This is a genomic window from Pyxidicoccus sp. M6, assembly GCF_055568925.1.
In genome coordinates this window covers 4,598,336-4,620,471 of record NZ_CM145714.1, presented here as the reverse complement: position 1 = coordinate 4,620,471, position 22,136 = coordinate 4,598,336, and the positions used below count along the sequence as shown (strand labels likewise).

Genomic DNA, 22,136 nt, shown 5'->3' with positions numbered 1-22,136 from the left:
AATCACCTCGGCAGCGCGCTGGCAGCACCATTGACGCTGCCGACGACGGCCATGGCCTCCTTGACGACCTGGTGGGAGAAGAAGAGGGCGAAGCCCGGGTGGGTGATGGGCAGGTCGTTGTACGTGAGCACCCGCAACGACAGCGTCACCTTGGCCCGGATGGGGTTGAGCGACGGGTCGTAGGCCTCCTCGGTGATGGAGAACTCCGTCAGCTTCACGGGCACCACGCGCTTGGGCCCCCAGACGAACAGCGTCATCGACGAGACGTTGGGCAGCACCTCCAGCACGCCCGCCTTCGCGAGCACGTTGCTGAGGAGCACCTGCGCCGTCTTCGGGTAGACGAGCATCTCCAGCGCGGAGAGCTGCGGGTAGATGCCCATCGACGTGGCGATGGGATTCACCGACGCGAGCTGGTCCGTGGCGTCGATTTCCACGTCCAGCTTGATGGTCTCGATGGGGGGGCCCTTGAGGCGCTGCACCTCGGTGCGGTCTCCGTTGTCGCCCGCCATCTGGGGCTGCAACGTGCGCGTCATCGTGTCCGGGTTGTACTGGAACACGACGACGCTGGAGACCGGGTTCATCGGGTCCAGGCCGATGATGGCGCCGCGCTGCGCGCGGGGTGAACGCGGGAAGGTGGTCATCGTCCCTGCCCTCCGCCACCGCCCAGGCCCGAGTACACGGCGCGGGCCACGCTCACGCCCATGGCCTCCGGCGTGCCACCGGGCTTCACGGTGATGGCCCCGGCGTCCAGCCGGGACGCCAGCGAGGCCGCGTCCACGCCCGGCGGCAGGCCCTGCTCGGCCAGGAGCCGCGACAACTCCTCGCGGATGGCCTCGCCCACGCGCTGGCGGTGGGCGGACGGGACGCCGTGCAGCACCAGCTCGTCGATGTGCAGCGAGATGTGTCGCGGCTTCATGTCCACCCCGAGACCTCGGCTTCCGACAAGGGCTTGTCCAACTTGCTGAACTCGGCTCGCACCGCGCGTTGCAGGTGCGCCATGCGGACGGGCTCTCCGGCGTCCGCGGCCAGGAAGGCGGCGTTGAGGGCGATGGTGCGGATGTTGCCGCCCGTGACGCTCAGCCGCGCCAGCCGTGCCACCTCCAGCGACTCGGTGGGCGTGGAGGGCGGGAACATGCGACGCCAGATTTCCGCGCGCTGCGCGGCGTCCGGGAACGGGAACTGCACCACGAAGCGCAGGCGGCGGAGGAACGCGGTGTCCAGCGCGTCCTTCATGTTCGTGGTGAGGATGGCCAGGCCGCTGTACGCCTCCATCTGCTGCAGGAGGTAGCTCACCTCGATGTTGGCGTAGCGGTCGTGGCTGTCCTTCACCTCGGTGCGCTTGCCGAAGAGGGCGTCGGCCTCGTCGAAGAGGAGGATGGCGCCGCCCTCCTGCGCGGCCTCGAAGACGCGGCGCAGGTTCTTCTCCGTCTCGCCGATGTACTTGCTGACCACCTGCGACAGGTCGATGCGGAACAGGTCCAGCTTCAGCTCGCGCGCCAGCACCTCGGCCGCCATCGTCTTGCCGGTGCCGCTGGCGCCGGAGAACAGCGCGCTGATGCCCAGGCCGCGAGAGCCCTGCGCCGCGAAGCCCCACGTCTCGTACACGCGCACGCGCTGGCGCACGCACGCGGCCACCTGCCGCAGCAGCGACTTCTGCGCCTCGGGCAGCACCAGGGCGTCCCAGTCGGCGGAGGGCTCGATTCGCTGCGCCAGGTCCTCCAGGCGGGGCCGCGCCTGGAGCCGGCACGCGGACCACAGCGCGTCGCCCAGCGGGGAGCCCTCGCCATCTCCCGCCTGCCCGCGCACTTCGGCGCCCGCGGCGCGGATGGAGCGCATGGACAGGTCGAACTGGGACACCACGCGCTCCACCACCCCGTCCACGCGGGACGCGGCGGGGCCGAGCGCCTCGCGCCACAACACGCGCTGCTCGTCGCGGGTGGGCCGCCGCACGTCCAGGTGCAGCGCGGGGCGGCCGCGCAGGCGCAGCGGCTCGCGGCTGGAGAGGAAGACGGCGCCGCGCACCCGCTCGGCGAACGACACCGCCGCGCGCAGCACCTCGGCGCCGGACGACTCGTCGCACTCCACGAGCAGGCCGCTGCCGGCCAGCAGCGCCTCGCGCTCCCACAGTCGGCCCAGGGCCGCGCGCTCGTCCAGCGACGCGGGCAGGTGCGAGGCCCGGAGGACGTGCAGGCCCAGCCCCAGCGCGGAGCACGCGGCGGAGGCGACGGCCTGCGCGCCCTCCGACTCCGGGCCGCAGAGCTGCACCACCGGCGCCTCGTCCAGGCCCGCGCCGTGCTGCCACACGCGCTGGATACGGCCCACCAGCGCCTCGTGCGAGGGCGGCAGCGCGGCACCCGGTGGCACGGGGAACACGATGTCACGCAGGCGCGGGTCCAGGTACGAGAGCCCGGCGAGGTAGTGCAGCACGCGCTCGTCGGCGCGCAGCGCGCCGTGCGTCAGCCCTTCGGCCGGCGACACCGAGACGAGCTCCCACTGGCGCAGCGGGGCCACCGGCGTCAGCGCGCTCCAGTGCGCGTCCGGCAGCGCGGACAGCGCCATGCCGAAGGTGGGGAATGCGCGCCGGGGCTCGCCCTGCGCGGCGGCGCACGCGGCGGCGAAGCCGGAATCCAATTCCATTCCCGCGCTGCACAGCAGCACGTCCCGCTCGAAGGGGGACAGCCCGAAGGCGGCCACCAGCACGCTCATCGCGGAGGGAGCGGGCAGCGCGGCCTCGGCGCTGGCCAGCGCGGCGCGGGCCGCGTCCAGGTCATCCGCGCCGGCGGGCACCTGCGCTCCGGACGCGCGCGCGTGCCGGTGCAGGTGCGCGCGCACCACGCCCAGCGCCGCGGTGAGGTGGCGGCGGTTGGCCTCCGTCCAGGGCTGCGCCTTGCTGGGCGTGCTCATGGGAGGGTCACCCGCTGCGAGGAGTCGAACACCGGAGGCGTCACGCTGCGGTCCACGCGCAGCGAGTCCACGCCGTCCACGCGCAGGCGCACGTAGTGCTCACCCGTGGGCGCGTCCGGCACGACGAAGGCCAGGGACGCCACCGCGCTGCCGCGAGAGGGCGCGGGCACCTCGCGGTCGCCCACCAGCAGGGACACGCGCTGCTCCACGCGCACCTGGGGCGCGAAGCCCACGGTGAGCGTCACCGAGTCGTCCCCGGCGCGCGGCCCCACGGTGATGCTGGTGAGGTTGGGCGCCAGCGCCAGCGGCAGCGCGTTGGTGGTGCGCGTGGGCTCGCCCGCGCGCTGGATGACCGCCGCCACGGAGTACATGCCGGCGGGCCAGGCCGCCGCGTTGTTGGGGATGGCCACCGTCAGGCGCGCGGCGGTGACGTCCGACGCCGCCACGTCCACCGGGGCCGTCCACTGCGGGTGGTTGAAGCGTACCGCCACCGTGTCGCCCGCGAGGTTTCCGCCCTGGAGGACCACCGTCTCGCCCAGCCGCGCGCCCGTCTGCGGGTCGGGCGGGAGGACGGACTCCAGCACGGGGAACGGCGCCGGGAGCCCGGCCCGGGACGTAATCTGGCTGCGCAGCACGGGCAGCGGCGAGCGGCGGGCCCGGGCGCTTTCGATGAGCACGGCCGACACCTGGTAGATGACGGAGATGCGGTACTGCGACTGGAAGGCCGTCCACATCTTGGAGACGTCCTCCAGCGAGAGCTGGTCGGGGGTGATGCGGACGCGCTCCACCTGCTGGTGCAAATCATTGTCGGGGAGCGAGGTGCGAATCTCCTCCGGCCCCAGCAGCGCGTGGTCGTGCAGCACGAGCATCGCCTTGCCGAGCACCTTGTGGCTGGCGACGTCGTCGTCGCCCGGCGAGTACGCGGTGAGCATGTAGCTCAACCGGAGCGCGAGCGGCGGGAAGCCGCCCTCGTTCGTCCGGCCCGGCGTGGGCATCTCCATGTTGCGGAGGTTCGGATTGTGCGTGACCTGGAAGAGGAAGACGTTGACCTGGTGGTGCGTCGCGTCCTTCGAGCGCGCCTTGTCCGGCGGCAGCGTCGACACGTCGATGTCCGGGAAGTCCCCCTGCAGGTGGCTGAACAGCAGCGTGCGCAGCGTGGCCGTCACGGCCGCGATGGCCAGGGAGTTGCTCATCGCCCACCCCCATTGCGGCGCCGGAGGTACTCATCGAGTGACAGCGCCGATGACGGGCGCGCGGGAGCCGGCCTCGCGGGCGCGGGCGGCGTGGCGGCGCGCACCTCGATTCGGCCGATGGTCACCTGCACCACAGGCGCGGACGTGCTCTCCGTGACCACCTGCGGGGGCGTGGACACCACGCGCTCCGCCTGCACCGGGATGGCCGGGCCACGCGGCGAGGTGGAGGCCCGGGCGTCGGACGCTTCGGCCGCGGAGGATGTCCGGACCGGTACGGCACCGGGGGCACGGGCCCGCTCCAAGGCGGGCGGCGCCGCGCGCCCCGGGGCGGCCGCGTCTGGCGGCGACACCGTGGCGGTGGCCTCGAACGTCCCGGGCCCGTTGCCCCCGGAGAATGGGGAAGCGACCTCCCGCGAGGCGGAAGGAACGAAGTCCTGATGCGGAGCGGAGGTATTCCGCGAGGGAGCACGCTCGGCGAAGCGCGGAGCCTCGCCCGGGCTCCGCGGCGCGGGGCTCTTCGGAGAAGGCGCGCTCGCCTCCACGCTCCGGGGCGTTGGCTCCAGGCCCTCCGGCTCCGGACGCACCGTGCCCTCGCGTGGCGCATTCGCGTCCAGGTCGGCGACCACTTGTGCTGCGGTCCCCTCGCCTCTCGTCGAGAGCGGGTCCTGAGCCGGCACGGAGCTCGCCGGTGCGCTCCGCCGCGCGGGCGGCACGTCGAGGTCGAGCCCCACGGCGATGGCGGACGCAGGCGACGCGCGTCCACGCGCGGCGAGCCCCGGCGGCGAGTCCAACGAATCACGCGCCAGGCCCGCGGCCATGGACGGCACCGGCGCGGGGCCGGGCCGCGGCGGCGAGGCCAGCGCGCGGGCCACGGTGTTCCACGGGTCCATGCGCGCCGGGCTCCGGGACGGAGTGCCAAGCACCTCGCGCTCCTCGATGCCCTCGGTGAGCGCGGAGCCCTCCTCGGGCACGTGCTCGCTGGGGGCGAACATCGAGGCGACCCGGGGCCGCACCCCGGAGTCGGGGCTGAGCTGCCGTCCCACCAGATGGCTCAAGTAGTCGCTCATCCCGCCGCCATCTCCAGGTAGCGCTGCCGCTTCCACGGGCTCATCGCGAGGATGCGCTCCTCGGACCAGCCGTAGGCCCGCGCCAGCACGTTCACCTCGTGGAGCGTGCGCTGCGCCCACGTCTCCACTTCCCTCCAGAAGAACTCCCCGATGTCGAACACCGGCTGCCACGAGTGCCGGCACGCCGGGCAGGCCGTGACGAGCTCCACGCGCGCCTGCGGGTCCGCCTTCTCCATGGCGTCCGCCACCGCGAGCACCACGTCTGTTGGCAGCTCCGCCACGCTCACGGCCTCTCCTTCCCGGCTCACCTCCAGCACGCACCGCCCCAGAAGCCGCTGCCGCGCCCTGCCCGCGTCCAGCCCGAGCAGGCTCGCCAGGTCCCGGCTGTCCGGCAGCCGGAACCGCACCGCGTACCCCGCATGCGCCACGTCCAGCGCTTCCGGCGGCGGCGCCTCCGGAGCCGCGCGGATGTCCGCCACCTCGAAGCCCAGCTCCACCCGCTCACCGCAGGCGGGGCACGGCACGAGCCCCACCACACGCGGCCCGAAGGTGCCCTCGCGCACTGTCAGCAGGAGCGCATCGCGCGCTCCCACCGGCAGCTTCGCGAGCTGCTCCGGCGCCACGTCCGGGAACGCCGCGCACAACAGCGCGAGCGCTCGCCCGGGGCCGGCGTGCGGATGGCCCGCCTCCCAGGCTCCCATCAGCTCTGGAGCGGTCAGTGCGCGCATGCCCCGTCACCGGCTCACGAGTTGGGCGGCTCCAGGAAGCTCGGCTCGGTGGGCTCGCCCACCTGGTAGTCGCGCTCCCAGCCCTCGTTCTCCAGCTTGAGCGTCTGGATGGCGACGGCGTTGGCGTTGGCGTCCAGGTCCGGCAGCGCCTGGAACTCGGACACCCAGGCCCGGTAGACCCTGTAGGCAATCGCGAGCTGCCCCGCCTCGTTGTAGACCTCGATGATGACCTCCTTGCGGAAGTCCTTCAGCGAGACTTCCGCGCCGAGGCCGGAGCCGTAGTTCCACACCTTGTTCGCCCACTGCTCGAACTCGCGGTCGTGGGTGACGCCGCGCTCCAACGTAATCGCCTCGTACTCCGTGCGGCCGGGAGACTTGCGGCTGCTGCTCGGGTCTCCACCCTCGCGGTGCTTCACCACCTCGGTGGTGCGCTTGAGGGCGCTCACCTTGCTCACGCCGGCCACGTACTTCCCGTCCCACTTCACGCGGAACTTGAAGTTCTTGTACGGATCGAACCGCTGCGCGTTGACGCTGAACTGGGCCATGGGGAATCTCCTTTACGCCTCGCTCTGACCGGCCATCTGCTGCAGCTTCAGCACCACGAACTCCGCGGGCTTGAGCGGCGCGAAGCCGACGACGATGTTGACCACGCCCAGGTTGATGTCGTCCTGCGTGGTGGTCTCCTTGTCGCACTTGACGAAGTACGCCTCGCGCGGCGACGCGCCCTGGAAGGCCCCCTGGCGGAAGAGCCCCTGCATGAAGGCCCCCACGTTGAGGCGGATCTGCGCCCAGAGCGGCTCGTCGTTGGGCTCGAACACCACCCACTGGATGCCCCGGTAGAGGCTCTCCTCGATGTAGAGCGCGAGCCGGCGCACCGGCAGGTACTTCCACTCGGAGGCCAGCAGGTCATTGCCCTGCAGCGTGCGCGCGCCCCACACCACGCGGCCGGCGGCCGGCATCGTGCGCAGGCAGTTGATGCCCAGCGGGTTGAGCTGGCCGTTCTCCTTGTCGGTGAGCGGCACGCTCAGCTTGGGCACGCCGGTGAGCGACGCCTCCAGGCCCGCGGGCGCCTTCCACACGCCGCGCTGCGTGTCCGTGCGGGAGATGACGCCGGCCACCGCGCCGCAGGGGGCGAAGATTTCGAACTGGTTCTCGCGCAGCGGGTTGGGCTGCACGAGGCGCGGGAAGTACAGCGCCGCGTTCTTGCTGCGCGTGCCGATGGGGTCCGGGTCCGCCTTGTAGCCGTCCGTCGCCGCCTTCACGTCGTCCCAGTCGCTGGGCGGGTCCACGATGAGGACGGCGCGGCGCTTCTCGCAGTAGCTGGCCGCGGCCCCCACCAGGGACGGGTCCACGTCATCCCCGGCCAGGTAGGGCGGGATGCACAGCAGGTTGAAGATGTCCGCCTTCTCCAGCGCGTAGAGGCCCTGCTTGGCATCCTCCTTGCCGGTGCCGGTGAACGCGGCCTCGGTGAGGCGGCCGCCGTCGACGGGCGCGGTGGCGGGGCCCACGGGCGAGGCCGTCACCGCCGGCCGGGAGGTGGGGAAGTTGCCGGACCCGTCCGGCTGGACGCGGACGTACCGGGAGCTCTGCTCGAGCACCTTCGGGTAGAAGCGCACGTCCGACGCCGAGCTGGAGAGGTTGAGGAACCGCTCCGAGTTGTTCGTCCCCGTGTCGGTGACGGTCAGGTTGAACAGCGTGGTGCTGGTGGGGTCCTTCGTGTCGTGGTCCACCGAGATGCGCAGGTTGTTGCCCCAGGCGCCCGGGCTGGCGGCCACGAACGTGATGCCACTCACGGCGATGCTGGCCGTGGTGGCGCCGGTGCCGATGAGGCGGACGATGATGGCCTGCCCACCTCCGTTGAGGAAGAAGTCGCGCACGGCGTAGCCCAGGGAGCTGTCCACCCAGAGGCCGCCGAAGATGCGCTCGAAGTCCCCGAAACCGTTGACGATGATGGGGTCATCGGTGGGCCCGCGCAGTGCGCGGCCGATGAAGGCCGTGACGGACGTGGGCACGCCGGTGATGGCACGGACACCACTTGGAATCTCTTCGACGTAGACGCCCGGGTAGCTGAGAGCAGCCGGCATGAGTCGTCCTCCCTTCAAGAATGGGTTCTGAATGCCCAGGCCGCGGGAAGAGAACGCAGACGGGGCCCTGCGGCGCACGCACGAAGAACGCGCGTGCCGGTGCAACAAGCACGTCAGTGGATTCCGCCGTGTGACTAGGGGCCGGGATGAGCCGTCGAACGAGGCCACTCACGGATGGCGCGCCCCCAGCGCCCTCCGCGATTCGGTATGACAATTGGCCGAGGCAAAACTTCCCGAAGCATTGGTTTCCCCCACCCCTGGAAATCTCCAGCTGATTTCCAACACACCAACGTCAATTGGGGAGGCACCATGCCAAAAACAAAACGGTTTGTCACCCCCCGTGCGTATAGGAAAAACAGATCGCATATGCCCGTCGGGTTACATCGGCCGTGCTACATCCTACCCATCACGTCAAGAATACAGAGCGGAACATTTGACGCCCCGCATCACCACGCTCGCATGAACAGGTTGCGCGTGCTCAGTCAATCGCACACTCCATGTATGCGTCCGGTCCAACAATGTACTGCCCGCGAGGGCAATGACTCACACGTCGGCCGGCACTCCACCTGCCGAAACATCAAATGACACAGGCGTCTTGATTGACAGACAGTGACGCGTTCCCTTCGGGCCGACAGTCACGTCACGGCGCCTCGCCCGCCCTTGAGCCCTGACTCAACACACGGCTGCCGCGGAGCCGGCTGCCCCGTCCCGTGTCGCTGTCCTCCTCCACTTCGGCGTCCGCCACGGCGTCCCTCGCGGCCCGTCCCGCGCCCTGCCCACCACCGCTCCCAGCATCCAGAACACGGCGATGCGGACGTTCCAGGGCGCCAGCGTGTTCGAGCCCGTCCGCAGGTCGTCGACTCGTACAGCGAGACGCCGGAGGACCTCCGGGCTCGCTCCACCCTGTCGTCATCAAGGGGAGCCGGACCCGGGTGGGGCCGCCGCGACCGCGAGCTCGGACGACGGCACCATCACGTTCTACGGCGGCGAGGCCAACGTGACGGCGGACATCTTCCACCACGAAATCGGCCACCTCATCGGCCGGCAGGTGGAGGACGCGAACGACACCTTCCTGTCGCGCATCATCGAGAGCCTCACCGGGCAGCCCCCGGGCATCCCCGACGGCTGGGCCGAGGCGGCCGACGACGACGACAACCACCTGAACGACTACACGGAGGACAGCTACGAGGAGTCCGGTACCTATACAGAGGACTTCGCGGAGGCCTGGTCCGAGTACATGCGCGCCCTCGACCAGGGGCCCGAGGCGCTGGGGGAGTTCGAGGATGGGGGCCGGCATCGGGGACCCGCCGTCCGGCGTGAATATCGATGCGCGGAGCACGTCCCCTGACGCCGGGAATCGCGTACTTGGGGGGCCTCACCGTGCCGAAGTCAGATCGTCCAACCCGCCCGGCCAGCGGCCATGCGAGCACCATGGCCCCTCCCTCTCCTCTCGGAGCCCCCCACCGAGGCCTCTTGGAAGCCGAGGGAAAGGCCGTCCATCATGAAAAGTCCGACTCGCGGCCAATTGTCCCCTATGTGATGCTTTGGTAGAAAAGGCCGCCTGGAGCACACGCATCCTCCCGGCATCATGATGGTTTTTTCCCTTCACCACTGGGCAGCCTGGGCACCCGGGCTCTCCGGCCAAGACGCTTGGAGAACCTGGTTCTCGAGCCGTCACCCCCTTCCCACCGAGGGCACCCCGCCCCTGAGCGAGATGCCGGCGATGCTGCGCCGACGCATGGACCGCCTGGGGCGCGTCGCCCTGCAGGCGACCTATGAGTGCCAGGGGGAAGCTCCGCCGTGTCCCGTGGTGTTCGCATCCCGGTATGGAGAGATTGGACGCTCAGTGGAGTTGCTGGAGCAACTCGCGCACGCCACGCCGCTGTCCCCCGCGTCCTTCAGCATGTCGGTCCACAACGCGATTGGCGCGCTCTACTCCATCGCCCGGGGCGACACCTCCGCCTACAGCGCCGTGGCCGCGGGCGCCGAGACGGTCGAGGCCGCCTTCGTCGAGGCGTGCGGGCTCCTGGCGGACGGGGCGCCGGAGGTGATGGTGGTCGTCTACGACGAGCCGCTCCCCCGCCCCTTCGAGCACTTCCCCGAGCAGGTGACCCTGCCCCACGCCTGGGCCTGCCGACTGACGGCCGCCAACGGCGCGCCGGGCTTCAGCCTGGAGTGTGGCGCCTGCACGGGGACGCAGGACAGCGCCGGGGCGGACGGACTGCCGGAGTCCCTCTCCGTGCTCCGCTTCCTCGTCAGCGGCGAGGAGCGCTTCGAACACGCCGTGGGGTCCCGGCTCTGGCGGTGGCAACGTCATGCGTGAACTGCTCGACCGCGCGTGGCGCGTGCTGGCCACCGGAATCTCCTTCGCCACCTTCGGGATTGGCGGGCTCCTGCTGCGGCTGCTGTATTTCCCGCTGCTGGGGCTACTCGTGCGGAACAAGGCCAACCGCACGCGGCAGGCGCGCCTCGCCGTGCACTACAGCTTCCGCTTCTTCATCGGGTTCATGCGCTTCGTCGGGGTGCTGCGCTACCGCATCATCGGGGTGGAGAAGCTGTCGCGCCCCGGGCTGCTGGTGCTCGCCAACCACCCGACGCTCATCGACGTGGTCTTCCTCATCTCGCTGGTGCCCAACGCCGACTGCGTGGTGAAGGCGAGCCTGGCCAGGAACCCCTTCTGCCGCGGCCCCATCGAGGCCACCGGCTACCTGTGCAACGACTCCGGACCGGAGCTCGTCAAGGACTGCATCGCGTCGGTCAAGGCGGGCAACAACCTCATCATCTTCCCGGAGGGCACGCGGACTCCGGTGAGCGGCGGGATGAAGCTGCAGCGCGGCGCCGCCAACATCGCGGTGCGAGGGCCGTGCAACATCACCCCGGTCACCATCGTGTGCGAGCCGCTGGGCCTCACCAAGGGAACGCCCTGGTGGAAGGTGCCGCCCCGGCCCATGAACTTCACCATCGTCGTGCAGGACGACATCCCGGTGGAATCACTGGTGGGGGACGCAGGCGGCGAGGCACTCGCCGCGCGCCAGCTCACCGAGATGCTGCACGACTACTTTGTCAGGGAGACGCAACGTCATGCAGGCGCTTGAGCAGGAAATCAAGAAGCTGGTCATCGAGACGCTGAACCTCGAGGACCTCACCCCGGATGACATCAATGTGTCCGAGCCACTGTTCGTCGAGGGACTCGGTCTCGATTCGATTGACGCCCTGGAGCTCGGCCTCGCGCTGCAGAAAGCCTACGGGGTGACGCTGGCGAGCGATTCGAAGGACAACCGCCGTCACTTCGCCAGCGTGCGCGCCCTAGCAGAGTTCGTAAGCGCCCACCGCAAGTCCTGAGCCCAACCCATTTCCGAGGGGGAAATAGACCATGACCAAGACACAGCTATTCGAGAACCTGAGCACGCTCCTGCAAGAGACCTTCGACATCGAGCCGGAGCGCATCACTCCCGAGGCCCGGCTGCGGGACGACCTCGACATCGACAGCATCGACGCGGTGGACCTCCTGGTGCGGCTGAAGCCGGTGACGGGCAAGCGCCTGCCGCCGGAGGTCTTCAAGTCCGTCCGCACCATCCAGGACGTGGTGGACGCGCTGCACTCGCTCCTCGACGAATCCGTGGCGGCGTGAAGCACCTGCGTCCAGCGCTGCTCGGCCTGCTGAGCCTGGCCTACCCGCTGCTGGTCTACCTGGGCCTGGGCCGGTTCGAGCCTCGCTGGATGGCGGTGCCACTGGCGGGCATGGCCGTGGTGCGCGCCGTGGCCACCCGCGAGCGGGTCTGGCTTGCCGCCGCCGCGGGGGCCCTGGTCCTCGCCGCGGCCAGCATGCTCGGCAACCACGCGCTGCCGCTGAAGCTCTACCCGCTCCTGGTGAACGGGCTGCTGCTCGTGTTGTTCGCCACCAGCCTCGCCTACCCTCCCACCGTCATCGAGCGCCTGGCGCGGCTGCGCGAGCCGGACCTTCCCCCGTCGGGGGTGGCCTACACGCGGCGGGTGACGCAGGTGTGGTGCGGCTTCTTCGTGCTCAACGGCGGCATCTCCCTGGGCACGGCGCTCTGGGGCAGTGACGCCACGTGGGCGCTGTACAACGGGCTCATCTCCTACGGGCTGATGGGAGTGCTCTTCGCGGGAGAGTGGCTGGTGCGGCGCCGCGTGAGGGCGAGGCACGCGCATGGCTGAGCACATCGGCATCGAGCAACTCCTGGCGCGCGGGCGGCCCGCCTCGTTCCCGGTGGCGCTCCGCGAGGGACGGACGCTGGGCTTCGCCGACTTCGCGGCGCGGGCCGCTGGCTGGCGCGCGGCCTTCGAGGCCCGGCCGGGCCGGCGCCTGGCCCTCTACTTCGAGGACACCTTCGAGCTCACCGCCGCGCTGCTCGGCGCATGGCACGCGGACCGGTGCGTCTATCTGCCCGCCGACGCCCGCCCCGCGACGCTGGAGCGCCTGCGCGGCGAGGTGGATGGCTTCGCGGGAGACATTCCTTCCGAATACGCACCACTGACGCCGGTGGAGGGCGCCCGGGGTGACTGGCGGCCCCTCTCCCTGGAGGCGCGGGCGCTGGTGCTCTACACCTCGGGCTCCAGCGGCGAGCCCACCGCCATTCCCAAGCGGCTGGGGCAGTTGAGCCGCGAAGTCGCGACGCTGGCGCGCCTCTTCGACGCGCGGCTCGGCGAGGAGCGGGTGCTGGCCACCGTCTCGCACCAGCACATCTACGGGCTGTTGTTCCGCGCGCTCTGGCCCCTGGCAGCGGGCCGGCCGTTCCTGGCGCGGAGCCTCACGTACCCCGAGGACATCGTGGCCGCGCTGGCGGAGGGACCCGCCGCGCTGGTCTCCAGTCCGGCCCACCTCAAGCGCCTGCCGGAGTCGCTGGACTGGGCGGGCGTCCGCGGAAATCTCCTCGCGGTGTTTTCCTCCGGCGGGCCGCTGTCCAACGAGGCCCTGCACGCCTGCCGCGCCCTGCTCGGCCAGGCGCCCGTCGAAGTCTATGGCAGCTCCGAGACGGGCGGCGTCGCCTGGCGCCAGCGCACCCAGGAGGACACCTGGCCGTGGACGCTGATGCCCGGCGTCGAGGTGCGCCTCGAGGACGACGCGCTGGCCATCCGGTCGCCTCACGCGCAGTGGGATGAAGAAGGCTGGTTCCGCACCGAGGACCGGGTCCGGCTCCTGCCGGAGGGCTTCGAGCTGCTGGGCCGCAAGGACCGCCTCCTCAAGCTGGAGGAGAAGCGGGTGTCGCTGACGGGCATGGAGCGGGCGCTGCTCGAAGGCGGGCTCCTGAGAGAGGCCCGGGTGGTGCCGATTCCCGAGGGCCACCGGCTGTCGCTGGCGGTGGTGGCGGTGCCGGGCGAGGCGGGTTGGCGGCTCCACACGGAGGGGAGCAAGCGCTCCCTGAACCAGGCGCTTCGCGAACAGCTCTCGCAACAGTTCGAAGCGAGTGTCCTCCCGCGCCGCTTCCGGTATCTGGAGGCGATGCCAGTCAACAGCCAGGGCAAGACCACCGAAGCGGCGCTCGCCGCCCTCTTCGACCCCCGCCGGCCGGCGGCGCGGGTGCTGGAGCGCGAAGCCGCGCGCGCCGTGCTGGAGGTGGACGTCCCCGACAGCTCGCCCTTCCTCAAAGGGCATTTCCCCGGCATGCCCATCCTGCCCGGCGTGGCGCAGCTGGAGTGGGCCATCCATCTCGGCCGCGAGCTCTTCCCCATCCCCCCCGACTTCCTCCGCATGGAGGCGGTGAAGTTCCAGCGCGTCATCACGCCCGGCACGCGCCTCACCGTGGAGCTCGCCTGGACGGAGGCGAAGGGGAGCCTCCACTTCAAGCTCTCGTCGGACGCCGGTCCCCACGCCAGCGGCCGCATTCTGTTCGGTGGAGTCCACGGATGAAGGTCTGCGCGGTGATTCCCGTCTACAACCACGGCGAGGCCGTGGGCGCGGTGGTGAAGGCCGTGCGCGGCCACGGGCTGCCCTGCGTGCTGGTGGACGACGGCAGCGAGCCGGGCTGCGCCGCGGTGCTGGACACGCTGGCCGCGCAGGACTCCGCCGGAATCGAGCTGGTCCGCCTGCCACAGAACGAGGGTAAGGGCGGAGCCATGATGGCCGGCCTGCGCGCGGCGAAGGCGGCGGGCTACTCGCACGCGCTGCAGATTGACGCCGACGGCCAGCACGACACCGGCGACATCCCCCGCTTCCTGCAGCTGGCGGCCGGCTCGCCCGAGAAGCTCATCTGCGGCACCCCCGTGTATGACGAGTCCGTGCCCAAGGGCCGGCTCTACGGCCGCTACGCCACGCACATCTGGGTGTGGATCAACACGCTGTCCTTCGCCATCCGCGATTCGATGTGCGGCTTCCGCGTCTATCCGCTGGCGCCCACGGTGGCGCTCATCGACTCGGTGCACATCGGCAAGCGGATGGACTTCGACGTGGAGGTGCTGGTGCGCCTGTTCTGGCGGGGCATGCGAATCCTCAACCAGCCCACCCGGGTGCGCTACCCCACGGACGGCATCTCCCACTTCGACGTGCTCTGGGACAACGTGCGCATCTCCGGCATGCACGCGAAGCTGTTCTTCGGAATGCTGGTGCGGCTGCCGCTGCTCCTGTGGAGGAAGGTGGCGGGATGAAGGCGCGGCACTGGGCGGACGTGGGTGAGAGCACCTTCGTCCTCGGCATCTGGCTCTTGTACTGGATTCACCGGCTGCTGGGCCGCTGGCCCTTCCGCGTCTGCCTGTATCCGGTGGTCCTGGTGCACTGGCTGGCCCGCCCGCTCGTGCGCGAGGCCTCGCTCGAGTACCTCGCGCGGGTGGAGTCCGCCACCGGGGCCCTGGGTAGGAAGCCCGGGCGCTGGGACAGCCTGCGCCACATGGTGGCCTTCGCGGAGACGATGCTCGACAAGCTCCTGGCCGTCAGCGGCCGCTACCGCTTCGAGCAGGTCCGCACCGAGGGCCGCGAGCAGTTCTACGAGGCGGCGAAGGGTGGCCGAGGCGGCATCATCATCACCGCGCACATGGGCTGCCTCGAATTGTGCCGCGCCATGGCCGAGAAGCGCGGCGAGGTGAAGCTCACCATCCTCGTGCACACCCGGCACGCCGAGCAGTTCAACCGGCTGCTCAAGCGGCTCAATCCGGACAGCGAGTTCCGCTTGATGGAAGTCACGGAGATGGGGCCGGCGACGGCCGTCGCGCTGCAGGAGCGCGTGTCCGCGGGCGAGTTCGTGGTGATTGCGGGAGACCGCGTCCCGGTGCACTCCACCCAGACGGTGCGCGTGGACTTCCTGGGCCACTCCGCCCCCTTCCCGATAGGCCCGTACGTGCTGGCGGCGCTGTTCAAGTGCCCGCTGTTCCTGCTGGGGTGCATCCGCGAGGGCCCCGGCTACACCATCCACTTCGAGTGCCTGGCCGAGCGCGTGGAGCTTCCCCGCGGTAGACGCGAGGCGGCACTGACGGGCTACGCCCACCGGTACGCCGAGCGGCTGACGGAGCTGCTGAAGCGCTCGCCGCTCGACTGGTTCAACTTCTTCCCCTTCTGGAATCAAGAGAATGTCCCCGCAAGGCCTCCACAATGAACGCGCGGTCCGCTTCGACGGAAGCCGGCTCACCATCGAAGATGTGACGGCGCTCGCGCGCCGAGAGCGCCCCGCCGAGCTGGGCACGTCGCCCGACTTCCGCCAGCGCATCACCCGGGGCGCGGAGTTCCTCGACCGGCTGCTGGCCGAGGAAGGCGTCATCTACGGCGTGACGACGGGGTACGGCGACTCGTGCACCGTGTCCATTCCGCCGGAGCTCGTCGCGGAGCTGCCGCACCACCTCTACACGTACCACGGCGTCGGAGCGGGCCGGTTCCTCTCCCCCGAGGAGACGCGCGCCGTGCTGGCGACGCGGCTGGCCTCGCTGGCCCAGGGCTTCTCGGGCGTGGGGCTGGAGCTGCTCACCCGGTTGCAGCTGCTGCTCCAGCACGACGTGCTTCCGCTCATCCCGGCGGAGGGCTCGGTGGGCGCCAGCGGCGACCTCACCCCGCTGTCGTACGTGGCGGCGGTGCTCTGCGGCGAGCGCGAGGCCTGGTACCGCGGCGAGCGGCGCCCCGCGGCGGAGGTCCTCGCGAAGCTCGGGCTCGCGCCCCTGCGGCTGCGTCCCAAGGAGGGCCTGGCCATCATGAATGGCACGGCGGTGATGACCGCCCTGGCCTGCCTCGCGTGGGAGCGCGCCGAGTACCTGTGCCGGATGGCCACGCGGCTCACCGCCTTCAACGTGGTGGCCAGCGCCGGCAACGCGCACCACTTCGACGAGGCGCTGTTCGCGGTGAAGCCGCACGTGGGCCAGCAGCGCGTGGCCGCGCGCCTGCGCACGGATTTGGCGACGGGCCACCCCGGCCGCAACGAGCAGCGGCTGCAGGACCGTTATTCGCTGCGCTGCGCCCCGCATGTGATTGGCGTTCTTGAAGACGCGCTGCCCTTCTTCCGCACGCAGATTGAAAACGAGCTGAACAGCGCCAACGACAATCCGCTCATCGACCCCGAGGGCGAGCGCGTGCTCCACGGCGGCCACTTCTACGGCGGGCACATCGCCTTCGCGATGGACGGCCTGAAGAACGCGGTGGCCAACGTGGCGGACCTCCTGGACCGGCAGCTCGCGCTCCTCGTGGACACCCGCTACAACCACGGGCTGCCGGCCAACCTCTCCGGTGCGACGGGGCCGCGCGCCACCATCAACCACGGGCTCAAGGCGCTGCAAATCAGCGTCTCCGCGTGGACGGCCGAGGCCCTCAAGCAGACGATGCCGGCCTCCGTCTTCTCCCGCTCCACCGAGTGCCACAACCAGGACAAGGTGAGCATGGGCACCATCGCCGCGCGCGACTGCCTGCGGGTGCTGGAGCTCTCCGAGCAGGTGGTGGCGGCCATGCTCATCGCGGCGCGGCAGGGCGTCACCCTGCGCCAGCGCGTGGACAACGGATTGAAGCTTGCGCCCTCGCTTGCGTCGATGCAGGCGGACCTCGAGAAGCGGATGGCCCTGGTCGTGGAGGACCGGGCACTGGACCGCGAGTTGCAAGGATTGTTGGGAGCCATCCGCGCGCGCGAATGGACGCTCTATGAAGCCTGACCTCAGTCACGAAATCGAGCTGGCGCCCGCCTTCCATGACCTCGACATGATGGAGGTCGTCTGGCATGGCAACTACGTGAAGTACCTGGAGCTGGCTCGCGGCGCGCTGCTGGCGAAATTCAACTACGACTACCCGCAGATGAAGGAGTCCGGCTTCGCCTGGCCCGTGGTGGACATGCGGCTGAAGTACGTGCAGCCGGTTGTCTATGGGCAGCGGCTGAAGGTGCGCGCGGAAATCACCGAGTGGGAGAACCGCCTGCGCATGGACTTCGTCATCCGGGACGCGGCCACCGGACAGAAAATCACTCAGGCCCACACCATCCAGGTCGCCGTGTCGATGGCCACCGGGGAGTTGCAGTACGTCTGCCCGCCAGTGCTGTGGGAGCGGCTGGGAGTGAGGCCCGAATGAAGCGGCTGATGGTCCTCGTGGGCATGCTGCTGGCGACGAGCGCCAGCGCCAGCGACGTGGTGACAGGCGTGCGCGCCCGGCTGGAGGACGCGCAATTCCTGCGCGGCCAGTTCGAGCAGACGAAGACGGTGGCTGGATTCAAGAAGCCGCTCGTCTCCCGGGGTGACTTCGTCCTGTCCCGGCAGAAGGGCGTGCTCTGGGACACGAAGCAGCCCTTCGCCTCGACGCTCACGCTGACGCGCACGTCGCTGAGCGCGGAGCAGGGAGCGGGCGGCGCGGCCTACCACCTGGACTCGAGCCGCGAGCCGGCGCTGGCCGCGGTGAATGAGCTGCTGTTCGCGCTGCTCGCCGGGGACGTGGCCTCGCTCGCCACGCGCTTCCGCGTCGAGGGCGAGCTGGTGGGCGCGGACGGCTGGAAGCTGAGCCTCACGCCGACGGACGCGGGGCTCGCGCGCGTCTTCAAGAGCGTGAAGCTCGAGGGCGACAAGTACGTGCGCCAGGTGCAGCTCGAGGAGACGCGCGGGGACTCCAGCGTCATCCGGTTCGACCACCTGGCGAGGACGCCTCTCCCGAGCGAAGCGGAAGCGAAGCGCCTTGCGAAATAGGCTGGCCATCTTCTGGACGCTCGTCGTCCTCGCCGTGGGCGTGCACCAGGTGCTGTTCTGGCGCTCGGCGCGCCTGGACACGGACGTACTCGCGCTGCTGCCCGAGGACGAGCAGGCCCCCGAGGTGGACGCGGCCACCCGGCGGCTCGCGGACGGCGCGGGGCGGGAGCTGGTGCTGCTGGTGGGCGCTCCGGACTGGGCCTCGGCGCAGCACGCGGCGGACACCGCCCTGGCGGAGCTGACGAAGGACGCGGCGCTCTTGGAGCCCACCGCCACGGATGCCTCCGCGCTGGAGGCGGCGGTGGAGTTCTACCGCCCCTATCGCGACAGGCTGCTGACGCCCGCCCAGCGCACGTGGCTGGCGAAGGCGACACCGGAGGAGCTGGGCGGCACGGCGCTGATGAAGCTGTACCAGCCCGCCGGCCCGAGGCTGACCGCGTGGGACGCCGACCCGCTGGGGCTGTGGCCGGACTGGTGGTCGGCCCGGGCCGGGGAGAGCTCGGCGCGGCCGAGGGACGGACGGCTCTGGGTGGCTGGCGAGGGGCGCGAGTGGGTGCTGCTCACCTGGCGCATCAAGGTCTCCGCCTTCGCCCTGGGCGCGGACGGGCGCATCACCTCCGTGGTGGAGCGCGCCCGGGCGGCCGTGGAGGCCGCGGTGCCGGGAGGCCGACTGGTGGCCGCGGGCGTGCCGCTGTACGCGGAGGCCGCCGCCGCGCAGGCGAGCTGGGAGATGTCCACCATCGGCTTCGGCTCGCTCGCGGCGGTGCTGCTGCTCGTCTGGCTCACCTTCCGCTCGCTGAGGCCCATCCTTCTGGTGGGCGTGTCGCTGACGCTCGGGTGCGCGATTGCCCTGAGCGTCACTGCCCTGCTCTTCGAGCGCGTCCACCTGCTCACGCTGGTGTTCGGCTCGAGCCTCGTCGGCGTGGCCGAGGACTACGGCTTCCACTACTTCGCGGCGCGACAGGGCAAGCCTCCCTCCGAGCGCGGCCCGGTGATGCGCAGCCTGCTGCCGGGCATGGCGCTGGCGCTCATCACCAGCGTGGTGGCGTACCTCGCGCTGGGCGTGGCGCCCTTCCCGGGGCTCCGGCAGATGGCGGTGTTCTCCGCCGCGGGGCTCACGGGCGCCTTCCTCACCGTGGTGTGCTGGTTCCCCTCGCTGGACACCGGCGCGCTGCCGGTGACGCGGTTCGCCGCGCGCTTCTCCGCGTCCATCTCCCGCTGGCCCCGCTTCTCGTCCACGCGGAATGGGTGGCTGGCGACGGCGGCGCTCGCCGTGGTCATCGCCGGAGGGCTGTGGCGGCTTCAGACGCGTGACGACATCCGCCAGCTCCAGGGAGCGCCGGAGAAGCTCATCTCGGACCAGCGGGAGCTGGGGCGGCTCCTGGGCCTGCCCAGCCCGGCCCAGTTCTTCCTCGTCGGTGGAGACAGCGAGGAGCAGGTCCTCGCGCGAGAGGGCGAGCTGAAGCAGCGGCTGGAGCCGCTCGTCGCGGACAAGGCGCTGGCCGGCTACCGCGCGGTATCGGACTGGCTGCCGTCCGCCGCGCAGCAGGTCGCGGACGCGAGCCTGAGCGCCCGCGCGGAAGAGCAGGCGGTGTCCGCCGTCGCCGCAGCCACGGGCGAGGCCCCCACCCGCGCCACCTTCGCCTCGGGAGTCCTCACCCCCGCGAGCTTCCTCGCCAGCCCCGCCGCGCAGGCCATCCGGCAGCAGTGGCTGGGGCTCCTGGGGACGAAGCACTACAGCGTCGTCATGCTGCGGGGACTGAGCGACCCGTCCGTGCTCCCCCGCGTGGCGGAGGCCGCTCGCGGGCTCGAGGGCGTGCGCTGGGTGGACAAGACGGAGGAGATTTCGCGGCTGCTGGGGCGCTACCGGCGGCTCATGGGCTGGCTCATCGGCGTGGGCTACGTGGCGGTGCTGCTGACGCTGGTCGCCCGCTTCAAGCGCGAGGCCTGGCGGGCCTGGGTTCCCTCCGTGCTGGGCACGCTCATCACCCTGGCCGTGTTCGGGTATGCCGGCGAGCCGCTGCAGCTCTTCAGCGTGCTGGGTCTCGTGCTCCTGCTGGGCATGGGCGTGGACTACGGCATCTTCCTGCTGGAGCACCCGGGCGACGGCTCGGCGTGGCTCGCGGTGGCACTTGCCGGCGTGAGCACCCTCCTCTCCTTCGGGCTGCTGGGGTTGTCGGCCACGCCGGCCCTGCGCTCATTCGGACTCGCCATGCTCCTGGGCGAGGTCACCATCTGGATTCTGACACCGTGTTACAGAATGCCTCCGGGCAAGGAACAAACGTGAACGTAGAGACAACTGAGGTTCTCATCATTGGCGCGGGCCCCGCGGGCTCGGTGGCGGCGGGACTGTTGCGCAAGCAGGGGCGCACGGTGTTGATGCTGGAGCGCGAGCAATTCCCGCGCTTCTCCATCGGCGAGAGCCTGCTGCCGCAGAGCATGGAGTACCTGGAGGCGGCTGGAATGCTCCGGGACGTCGTCGAGGCTGGCTTCCAGTTCAAGAACGGCGCGGCCTTCGCGCGCGGCGACAAGTACACGGCGTTCGACTTCCGGGACAAGTTCTCCCAGGGCTGGGGCACCACCTACCAGGTCCAGCGCGCCCACTTCGACAATGTGCTGGCCCGCGCCGCCGAGCGGATGGGCGCCACCCTGCGCTTCGGCCACACCGTCACCTCCGTGAATGTCTCGGGTGAGCAGCCCGAGGTGACGGTGCGCTCTCCCGGGGGAGAGACGTACCGCGTCCAGGCGCGCTTCCTGCTGGACGCCAGCGGCTTCGGCCGGGTGCTGCCGCGGCTGCTGGACTTGGAGACGCCCTCCAACTTCCCGGTGCGCGGCGCCCTCTTCACCCACGTGGAGGACCGGGTTCCCCTGGGCACCTTCGACCGCGAGAAGATTCGCGTCACCGTGCATCCCGAGCACGTGCACGTCTGGTACTGGACCATCCCCTTCTCCAACGGCCGCTGCTCGCTGGGCGTGGTGGCGAAGCAGGAGTTCCTCCAGCAGTACCAGGGCACGGAGACCGAGCGCCTGAAGGCCATCGTTGGCGAGGACCCGACGCTGTCCTCCCTGCTGAAGAACGCGGTCTGGGACACGCCGGCGCGCACCATCACCGGCTACTCGGCGAACGTGAAGTCGCTGTGGGGCCGCAACTTCGCGCTGCTGGGCAACGCGGGCGAGTTCCTGGACCCGGTGTTCTCCTCGGGAGTCACCATCGCCTTCAAGTCGGCGAGCCTCGCGGCGGCCTGCCTCAACCGCGCCTTCGCCGGTGAGACGGTGGACTGGGAGCGCGACTACGCGGTGCCGCTCAAGGCCGGCGTGGACACGTTCCGCACCTTCGTCGAGTCCTGGTACGAGGGTGGCTTCCAGAACGTCATCTTCCACCCGACGCCCTCCACGGATGTCCGCCGGATGATTTCGGCCATCCTCGCGGGCTACGCCTGGGACAAGACCAACCCCTACGTGGCCGACAGCAAGCGCCGGCTGGGTGTGCTCGAGGAACTGTGCTCCGGCTGATTCCGACACTGCTGCTGCTTGGGCTCGCCGCGTGCGCCACCGTGCGCCCGCGGCAGTTGGCGCCGGAGGTGCCGCTGCCAGCGCTCGAGCTGGCGCCGGTGGCCTTCGGCGCCAGCGTGAGCCTGACGCAGCGGCTGAGCTTCGCGCACGAGGCCGACCCGGAGGGCCCCCGCTCGCTGGAAGCACTGCTGGAGGTCGACGCGTCGGCGCTGCGGCTGGCGGGCTTCGCGCTCGGGCAGCGGGTCTTCACGATGCAATGGGACGGCACGGCGCTCGACGAGCAGCGAGACCCTCGCCTGCCCGAGCAGTTCCAGGCGCGCCAGGTGCTGCGGGACGTGCAGCTCGTCTACTGGCCGGCCGAGGCAGTCCGCGCCGCCCTGCCTCCGGGGTGGACGCTGGAGGATGGCCCTGGTCGGCGGGTCCTCTTCCAACAGGGCCGGGAGTGGGTGACGGTGCGGTATGGTGGCGAGCCCCGCTGGAACGGGCACGCGGAGCTGGTCAACCTCGCGGAGCACTACCGGCTGACCATCGAATCACGCCCCACCGAGGGATGAG

The 22,136-nt window shown here is 70.7% G+C and carries 23 protein-coding genes; 15 read left to right on the top strand and 8 right to left on the bottom strand.

What is annotated here, in order from left to right; genetic code table 11:
• Positions 1 to 2 precede the first annotated feature (2 nt).
• The 8 genes from ACVTJA_RS18440 to ACVTJA_RS18405 are packed head-to-tail and all read right to left on the bottom strand — an operon-like array spanning position 3 to position 7,976.
• The gene (locus ACVTJA_RS18440; protein ID WP_465837818.1) at positions 3 to 641 is read right to left on the bottom strand and encodes a hypothetical protein; all 639 of its coding nucleotides are present in this window, start codon (positions 639 to 641) and stop codon (positions 3 to 5) included.
• Positions 638 to 916 (bottom strand): hypothetical protein, encoded by a 279-nt coding sequence (locus tag ACVTJA_RS18435; RefSeq protein ID WP_465837817.1) that lies wholly within the window; start codon positions 914 to 916, stop codon positions 638 to 640. Before ACVTJA_RS18435 ends, ACVTJA_RS18440 begins: the two co-directional genes overlap by 4 nt.
• Positions 913 to 2,904: an ATP-binding protein gene (locus ACVTJA_RS18430; protein ID WP_465837815.1), complete on the bottom strand. Its 1,992-nt coding sequence runs from the start codon at positions 2,902 to 2,904 to the stop codon at positions 913 to 915. The genes ACVTJA_RS18435 and ACVTJA_RS18430 overlap by 4 nt, the downstream gene beginning before the upstream one ends.
• On the bottom strand, positions 2,901 to 4,097 hold the full coding sequence (locus ACVTJA_RS18425; RefSeq protein ID WP_465837813.1) for a Pvc16 family protein: 1,197 nt from the start codon (positions 4,095 to 4,097) through the stop codon (positions 2,901 to 2,903). Before ACVTJA_RS18425 ends, ACVTJA_RS18430 begins: the two co-directional genes overlap by 4 nt.
• Entirely contained in the window at positions 4,094 to 5,164 is a 1,071-nt protein-coding gene (locus ACVTJA_RS18420; RefSeq protein WP_465837811.1) for a hypothetical protein, read from the bottom strand. The genes ACVTJA_RS18425 and ACVTJA_RS18420 overlap by 4 nt, the downstream gene beginning before the upstream one ends.
• Positions 5,161 to 5,892 (bottom strand): T4 family baseplate hub assembly chaperone, encoded by a 732-nt coding sequence (locus tag ACVTJA_RS18415; protein ID WP_465837809.1) that lies wholly within the window; start codon positions 5,890 to 5,892, stop codon positions 5,161 to 5,163. The genes ACVTJA_RS18420 and ACVTJA_RS18415 overlap by 4 nt, the downstream gene beginning before the upstream one ends.
• Positions 5,893 to 5,906: 14 nt before the next feature.
• On the bottom strand, positions 5,907 to 6,437 hold the full coding sequence (locus ACVTJA_RS18410; protein WP_465837807.1) for a phage tail protein: 531 nt from the start codon (positions 6,435 to 6,437) through the stop codon (positions 5,907 to 5,909).
• Positions 6,438 to 6,449: 12 nt separating this feature from the next.
• Positions 6,450 to 7,976: a phage tail sheath family protein gene (locus ACVTJA_RS18405; RefSeq protein WP_465837805.1), complete on the bottom strand. Its 1,527-nt coding sequence runs from the start codon at positions 7,974 to 7,976 to the stop codon at positions 6,450 to 6,452.
• Positions 7,977 to 8,784: 808 nt separating this feature from the next.
• On the opposite strand from ACVTJA_RS18405, the gene ACVTJA_RS18400 reads away from it, so the two are divergent.
• From ACVTJA_RS18400 to ACVTJA_RS18330, 15 genes are all read left to right on the top strand, one after another.
• Positions 8,785 to 9,324 (top strand): hypothetical protein, encoded by a 540-nt coding sequence (locus tag ACVTJA_RS18400; protein WP_465837804.1) that lies wholly within the window; start codon positions 8,785 to 8,787, stop codon positions 9,322 to 9,324.
• 240 nt (positions 9,325 to 9,564) lie between these two features.
• Positions 9,565 to 10,299, top strand: a complete 735-nt coding sequence (locus ACVTJA_RS18395) for a beta-ketoacyl synthase chain length factor (RefSeq protein WP_465837802.1) — start codon at positions 9,565 to 9,567, stop codon at positions 10,297 to 10,299.
• Positions 10,292 to 11,071 carry a lysophospholipid acyltransferase family protein gene (locus ACVTJA_RS18390; protein ID WP_465837800.1) on the top strand — a complete coding sequence of 260 codons (780 nt, stop codon included), beginning with the start codon at positions 10,292 to 10,294 and terminating at the stop codon, positions 11,069 to 11,071. The genes ACVTJA_RS18395 and ACVTJA_RS18390 overlap by 8 nt, the downstream gene beginning before the upstream one ends.
• Positions 11,058 to 11,318 carry a phosphopantetheine-binding protein gene (locus ACVTJA_RS18385; protein ID WP_465837798.1) on the top strand — a complete coding sequence of 87 codons (261 nt, stop codon included), beginning with the start codon at positions 11,058 to 11,060 and terminating at the stop codon, positions 11,316 to 11,318. Before ACVTJA_RS18390 ends, ACVTJA_RS18385 begins: the two co-directional genes overlap by 14 nt.
• A gap of 31 nt (positions 11,319 to 11,349) precedes the next feature.
• Positions 11,350 to 11,607, top strand: coding sequence for an acyl carrier protein (locus tag ACVTJA_RS18380; protein ID WP_465837797.1), 258 nt, complete (start codon positions 11,350 to 11,352; stop codon positions 11,605 to 11,607).
• Positions 11,604 to 12,155, top strand: a complete 552-nt coding sequence (locus ACVTJA_RS18375) for a COG4648 family protein (protein WP_465837795.1) — start codon at positions 11,604 to 11,606, stop codon at positions 12,153 to 12,155. The genes ACVTJA_RS18380 and ACVTJA_RS18375 overlap by 4 nt, the downstream gene beginning before the upstream one ends.
• Complete coding sequence (locus tag ACVTJA_RS18370; protein WP_465837794.1) at positions 12,148 to 13,848, top strand: ApeI family dehydratase; 1,701 nt, start codon at positions 12,148 to 12,150, stop codon at positions 13,846 to 13,848. Before ACVTJA_RS18375 ends, ACVTJA_RS18370 begins: the two co-directional genes overlap by 8 nt.
• Positions 13,845 to 14,582, top strand: a complete 738-nt coding sequence (locus tag ACVTJA_RS18365) for a glycosyltransferase family 2 protein (protein WP_465837792.1) — start codon at positions 13,845 to 13,847, stop codon at positions 14,580 to 14,582. The genes ACVTJA_RS18370 and ACVTJA_RS18365 overlap by 4 nt, the downstream gene beginning before the upstream one ends.
• Positions 14,579 to 15,523, top strand: coding sequence for an LpxL/LpxP family acyltransferase (locus ACVTJA_RS18360; protein WP_465837790.1), 945 nt, complete (start codon positions 14,579 to 14,581; stop codon positions 15,521 to 15,523). Before ACVTJA_RS18365 ends, ACVTJA_RS18360 begins: the two co-directional genes overlap by 4 nt.
• Positions 15,498 to 17,054 (top strand): HAL/PAL/TAL family ammonia-lyase, encoded by a 1,557-nt coding sequence (locus ACVTJA_RS18355; protein WP_465837788.1) that lies wholly within the window; start codon positions 15,498 to 15,500, stop codon positions 17,052 to 17,054. The genes ACVTJA_RS18360 and ACVTJA_RS18355 overlap by 26 nt, the downstream gene beginning before the upstream one ends.
• Positions 17,044 to 17,463, top strand: a complete 420-nt coding sequence (locus ACVTJA_RS18350) for an acyl-CoA thioesterase (protein ID WP_465837786.1) — start codon at positions 17,044 to 17,046, stop codon at positions 17,461 to 17,463. The genes ACVTJA_RS18355 and ACVTJA_RS18350 overlap by 11 nt, the downstream gene beginning before the upstream one ends.
• Positions 17,460 to 18,068: a LolA family protein gene (locus tag ACVTJA_RS18345; protein ID WP_465837784.1), complete on the top strand. Its 609-nt coding sequence runs from the start codon at positions 17,460 to 17,462 to the stop codon at positions 18,066 to 18,068. Before ACVTJA_RS18350 ends, ACVTJA_RS18345 begins: the two co-directional genes overlap by 4 nt.
• A complete protein-coding gene (locus ACVTJA_RS18340; RefSeq protein WP_465837782.1) occupies positions 18,058 to 20,355 on the top strand; it encodes an MMPL family transporter in 2,298 nt (765 codons plus the stop codon). The genes ACVTJA_RS18345 and ACVTJA_RS18340 overlap by 11 nt, the downstream gene beginning before the upstream one ends.
• Positions 20,352 to 21,581 carry an NAD(P)/FAD-dependent oxidoreductase gene (locus ACVTJA_RS18335; RefSeq protein WP_465837780.1) on the top strand — a complete coding sequence of 410 codons (1,230 nt, stop codon included), beginning with the start codon at positions 20,352 to 20,354 and terminating at the stop codon, positions 21,579 to 21,581. The genes ACVTJA_RS18340 and ACVTJA_RS18335 overlap by 4 nt, the downstream gene beginning before the upstream one ends.
• Complete coding sequence (locus ACVTJA_RS18330) at positions 21,569 to 22,135, top strand: DUF3261 domain-containing protein (RefSeq protein WP_465837779.1); 567 nt, start codon at positions 21,569 to 21,571, stop codon at positions 22,133 to 22,135. Before ACVTJA_RS18335 ends, ACVTJA_RS18330 begins: the two co-directional genes overlap by 13 nt.
• Position 22,136: the final 1 nt, after the last annotated feature.

Bases quoted from the DNA above. Each gene is read 5' to 3' on its own strand.
- ACVTJA_RS18440 (WP_465837818.1), bottom strand. From the start codon at position 641: ATGACCACCTTCCCGCGTTCACCCCGCGCGCAGCGCGGCGCCATCATC.
- ACVTJA_RS18435 (WP_465837817.1), bottom strand. From the start codon at position 916: ATGAAGCCGCGACACATCTCGCTGCACATCGACGAGCTGGTGCTGCAC.
- ACVTJA_RS18430 (WP_465837815.1), bottom strand. From the start codon at position 2,904: ATGAGCACGCCCAGCAAGGCGCAGCCCTGGACGGAGGCCAACCGCCGC.
- ACVTJA_RS18425 (WP_465837813.1), bottom strand. From the start codon at position 4,097: ATGAGCAACTCCCTGGCCATCGCGGCCGTGACGGCCACGCTGCGCACG.
- ACVTJA_RS18420 (WP_465837811.1), bottom strand. From the start codon at position 5,164: ATGAGCGACTACTTGAGCCATCTGGTGGGACGGCAGCTCAGCCCCGAC.
- ACVTJA_RS18415 (WP_465837809.1), bottom strand. From the start codon at position 5,892: ATGCGCGCACTGACCGCTCCAGAGCTGATGGGAGCCTGGGAGGCGGGC.
- ACVTJA_RS18410 (WP_465837807.1), bottom strand. From the start codon at position 6,437: ATGGCCCAGTTCAGCGTCAACGCGCAGCGGTTCGATCCGTACAAGAAC.
- ACVTJA_RS18405 (WP_465837805.1), bottom strand. From the start codon at position 7,976: ATGCCGGCTGCTCTCAGCTACCCGGGCGTCTACGTCGAAGAGATTCCA.
- ACVTJA_RS18400 (WP_465837804.1), top strand. From the start codon at position 8,785: ATGCGGACGTTCCAGGGCGCCAGCGTGTTCGAGCCCGTCCGCAGGTCG.
- ACVTJA_RS18395 (WP_465837802.1), top strand. From the start codon at position 9,565: ATGATGGTTTTTTCCCTTCACCACTGGGCAGCCTGGGCACCCGGGCTC.
- ACVTJA_RS18390 (WP_465837800.1), top strand. From the start codon at position 10,292: ATGCGTGAACTGCTCGACCGCGCGTGGCGCGTGCTGGCCACCGGAATC.
- ACVTJA_RS18385 (WP_465837798.1), top strand. From the start codon at position 11,058: ATGCAGGCGCTTGAGCAGGAAATCAAGAAGCTGGTCATCGAGACGCTG.
- ACVTJA_RS18380 (WP_465837797.1), top strand. From the start codon at position 11,350: ATGACCAAGACACAGCTATTCGAGAACCTGAGCACGCTCCTGCAAGAG.
- ACVTJA_RS18370 (WP_465837794.1), top strand. From the start codon at position 12,148: ATGGCTGAGCACATCGGCATCGAGCAACTCCTGGCGCGCGGGCGGCCC.
- ACVTJA_RS18365 (WP_465837792.1), top strand. From the start codon at position 13,845: ATGAAGGTCTGCGCGGTGATTCCCGTCTACAACCACGGCGAGGCCGTG.
- ACVTJA_RS18360 (WP_465837790.1), top strand. From the start codon at position 14,579: ATGAAGGCGCGGCACTGGGCGGACGTGGGTGAGAGCACCTTCGTCCTC.
- ACVTJA_RS18355 (WP_465837788.1), top strand. From the start codon at position 15,498: ATGTCCCCGCAAGGCCTCCACAATGAACGCGCGGTCCGCTTCGACGGA.
- ACVTJA_RS18350 (WP_465837786.1), top strand. From the start codon at position 17,044: ATGAAGCCTGACCTCAGTCACGAAATCGAGCTGGCGCCCGCCTTCCAT.
- ACVTJA_RS18345 (WP_465837784.1), top strand. From the start codon at position 17,460: ATGAAGCGGCTGATGGTCCTCGTGGGCATGCTGCTGGCGACGAGCGCC.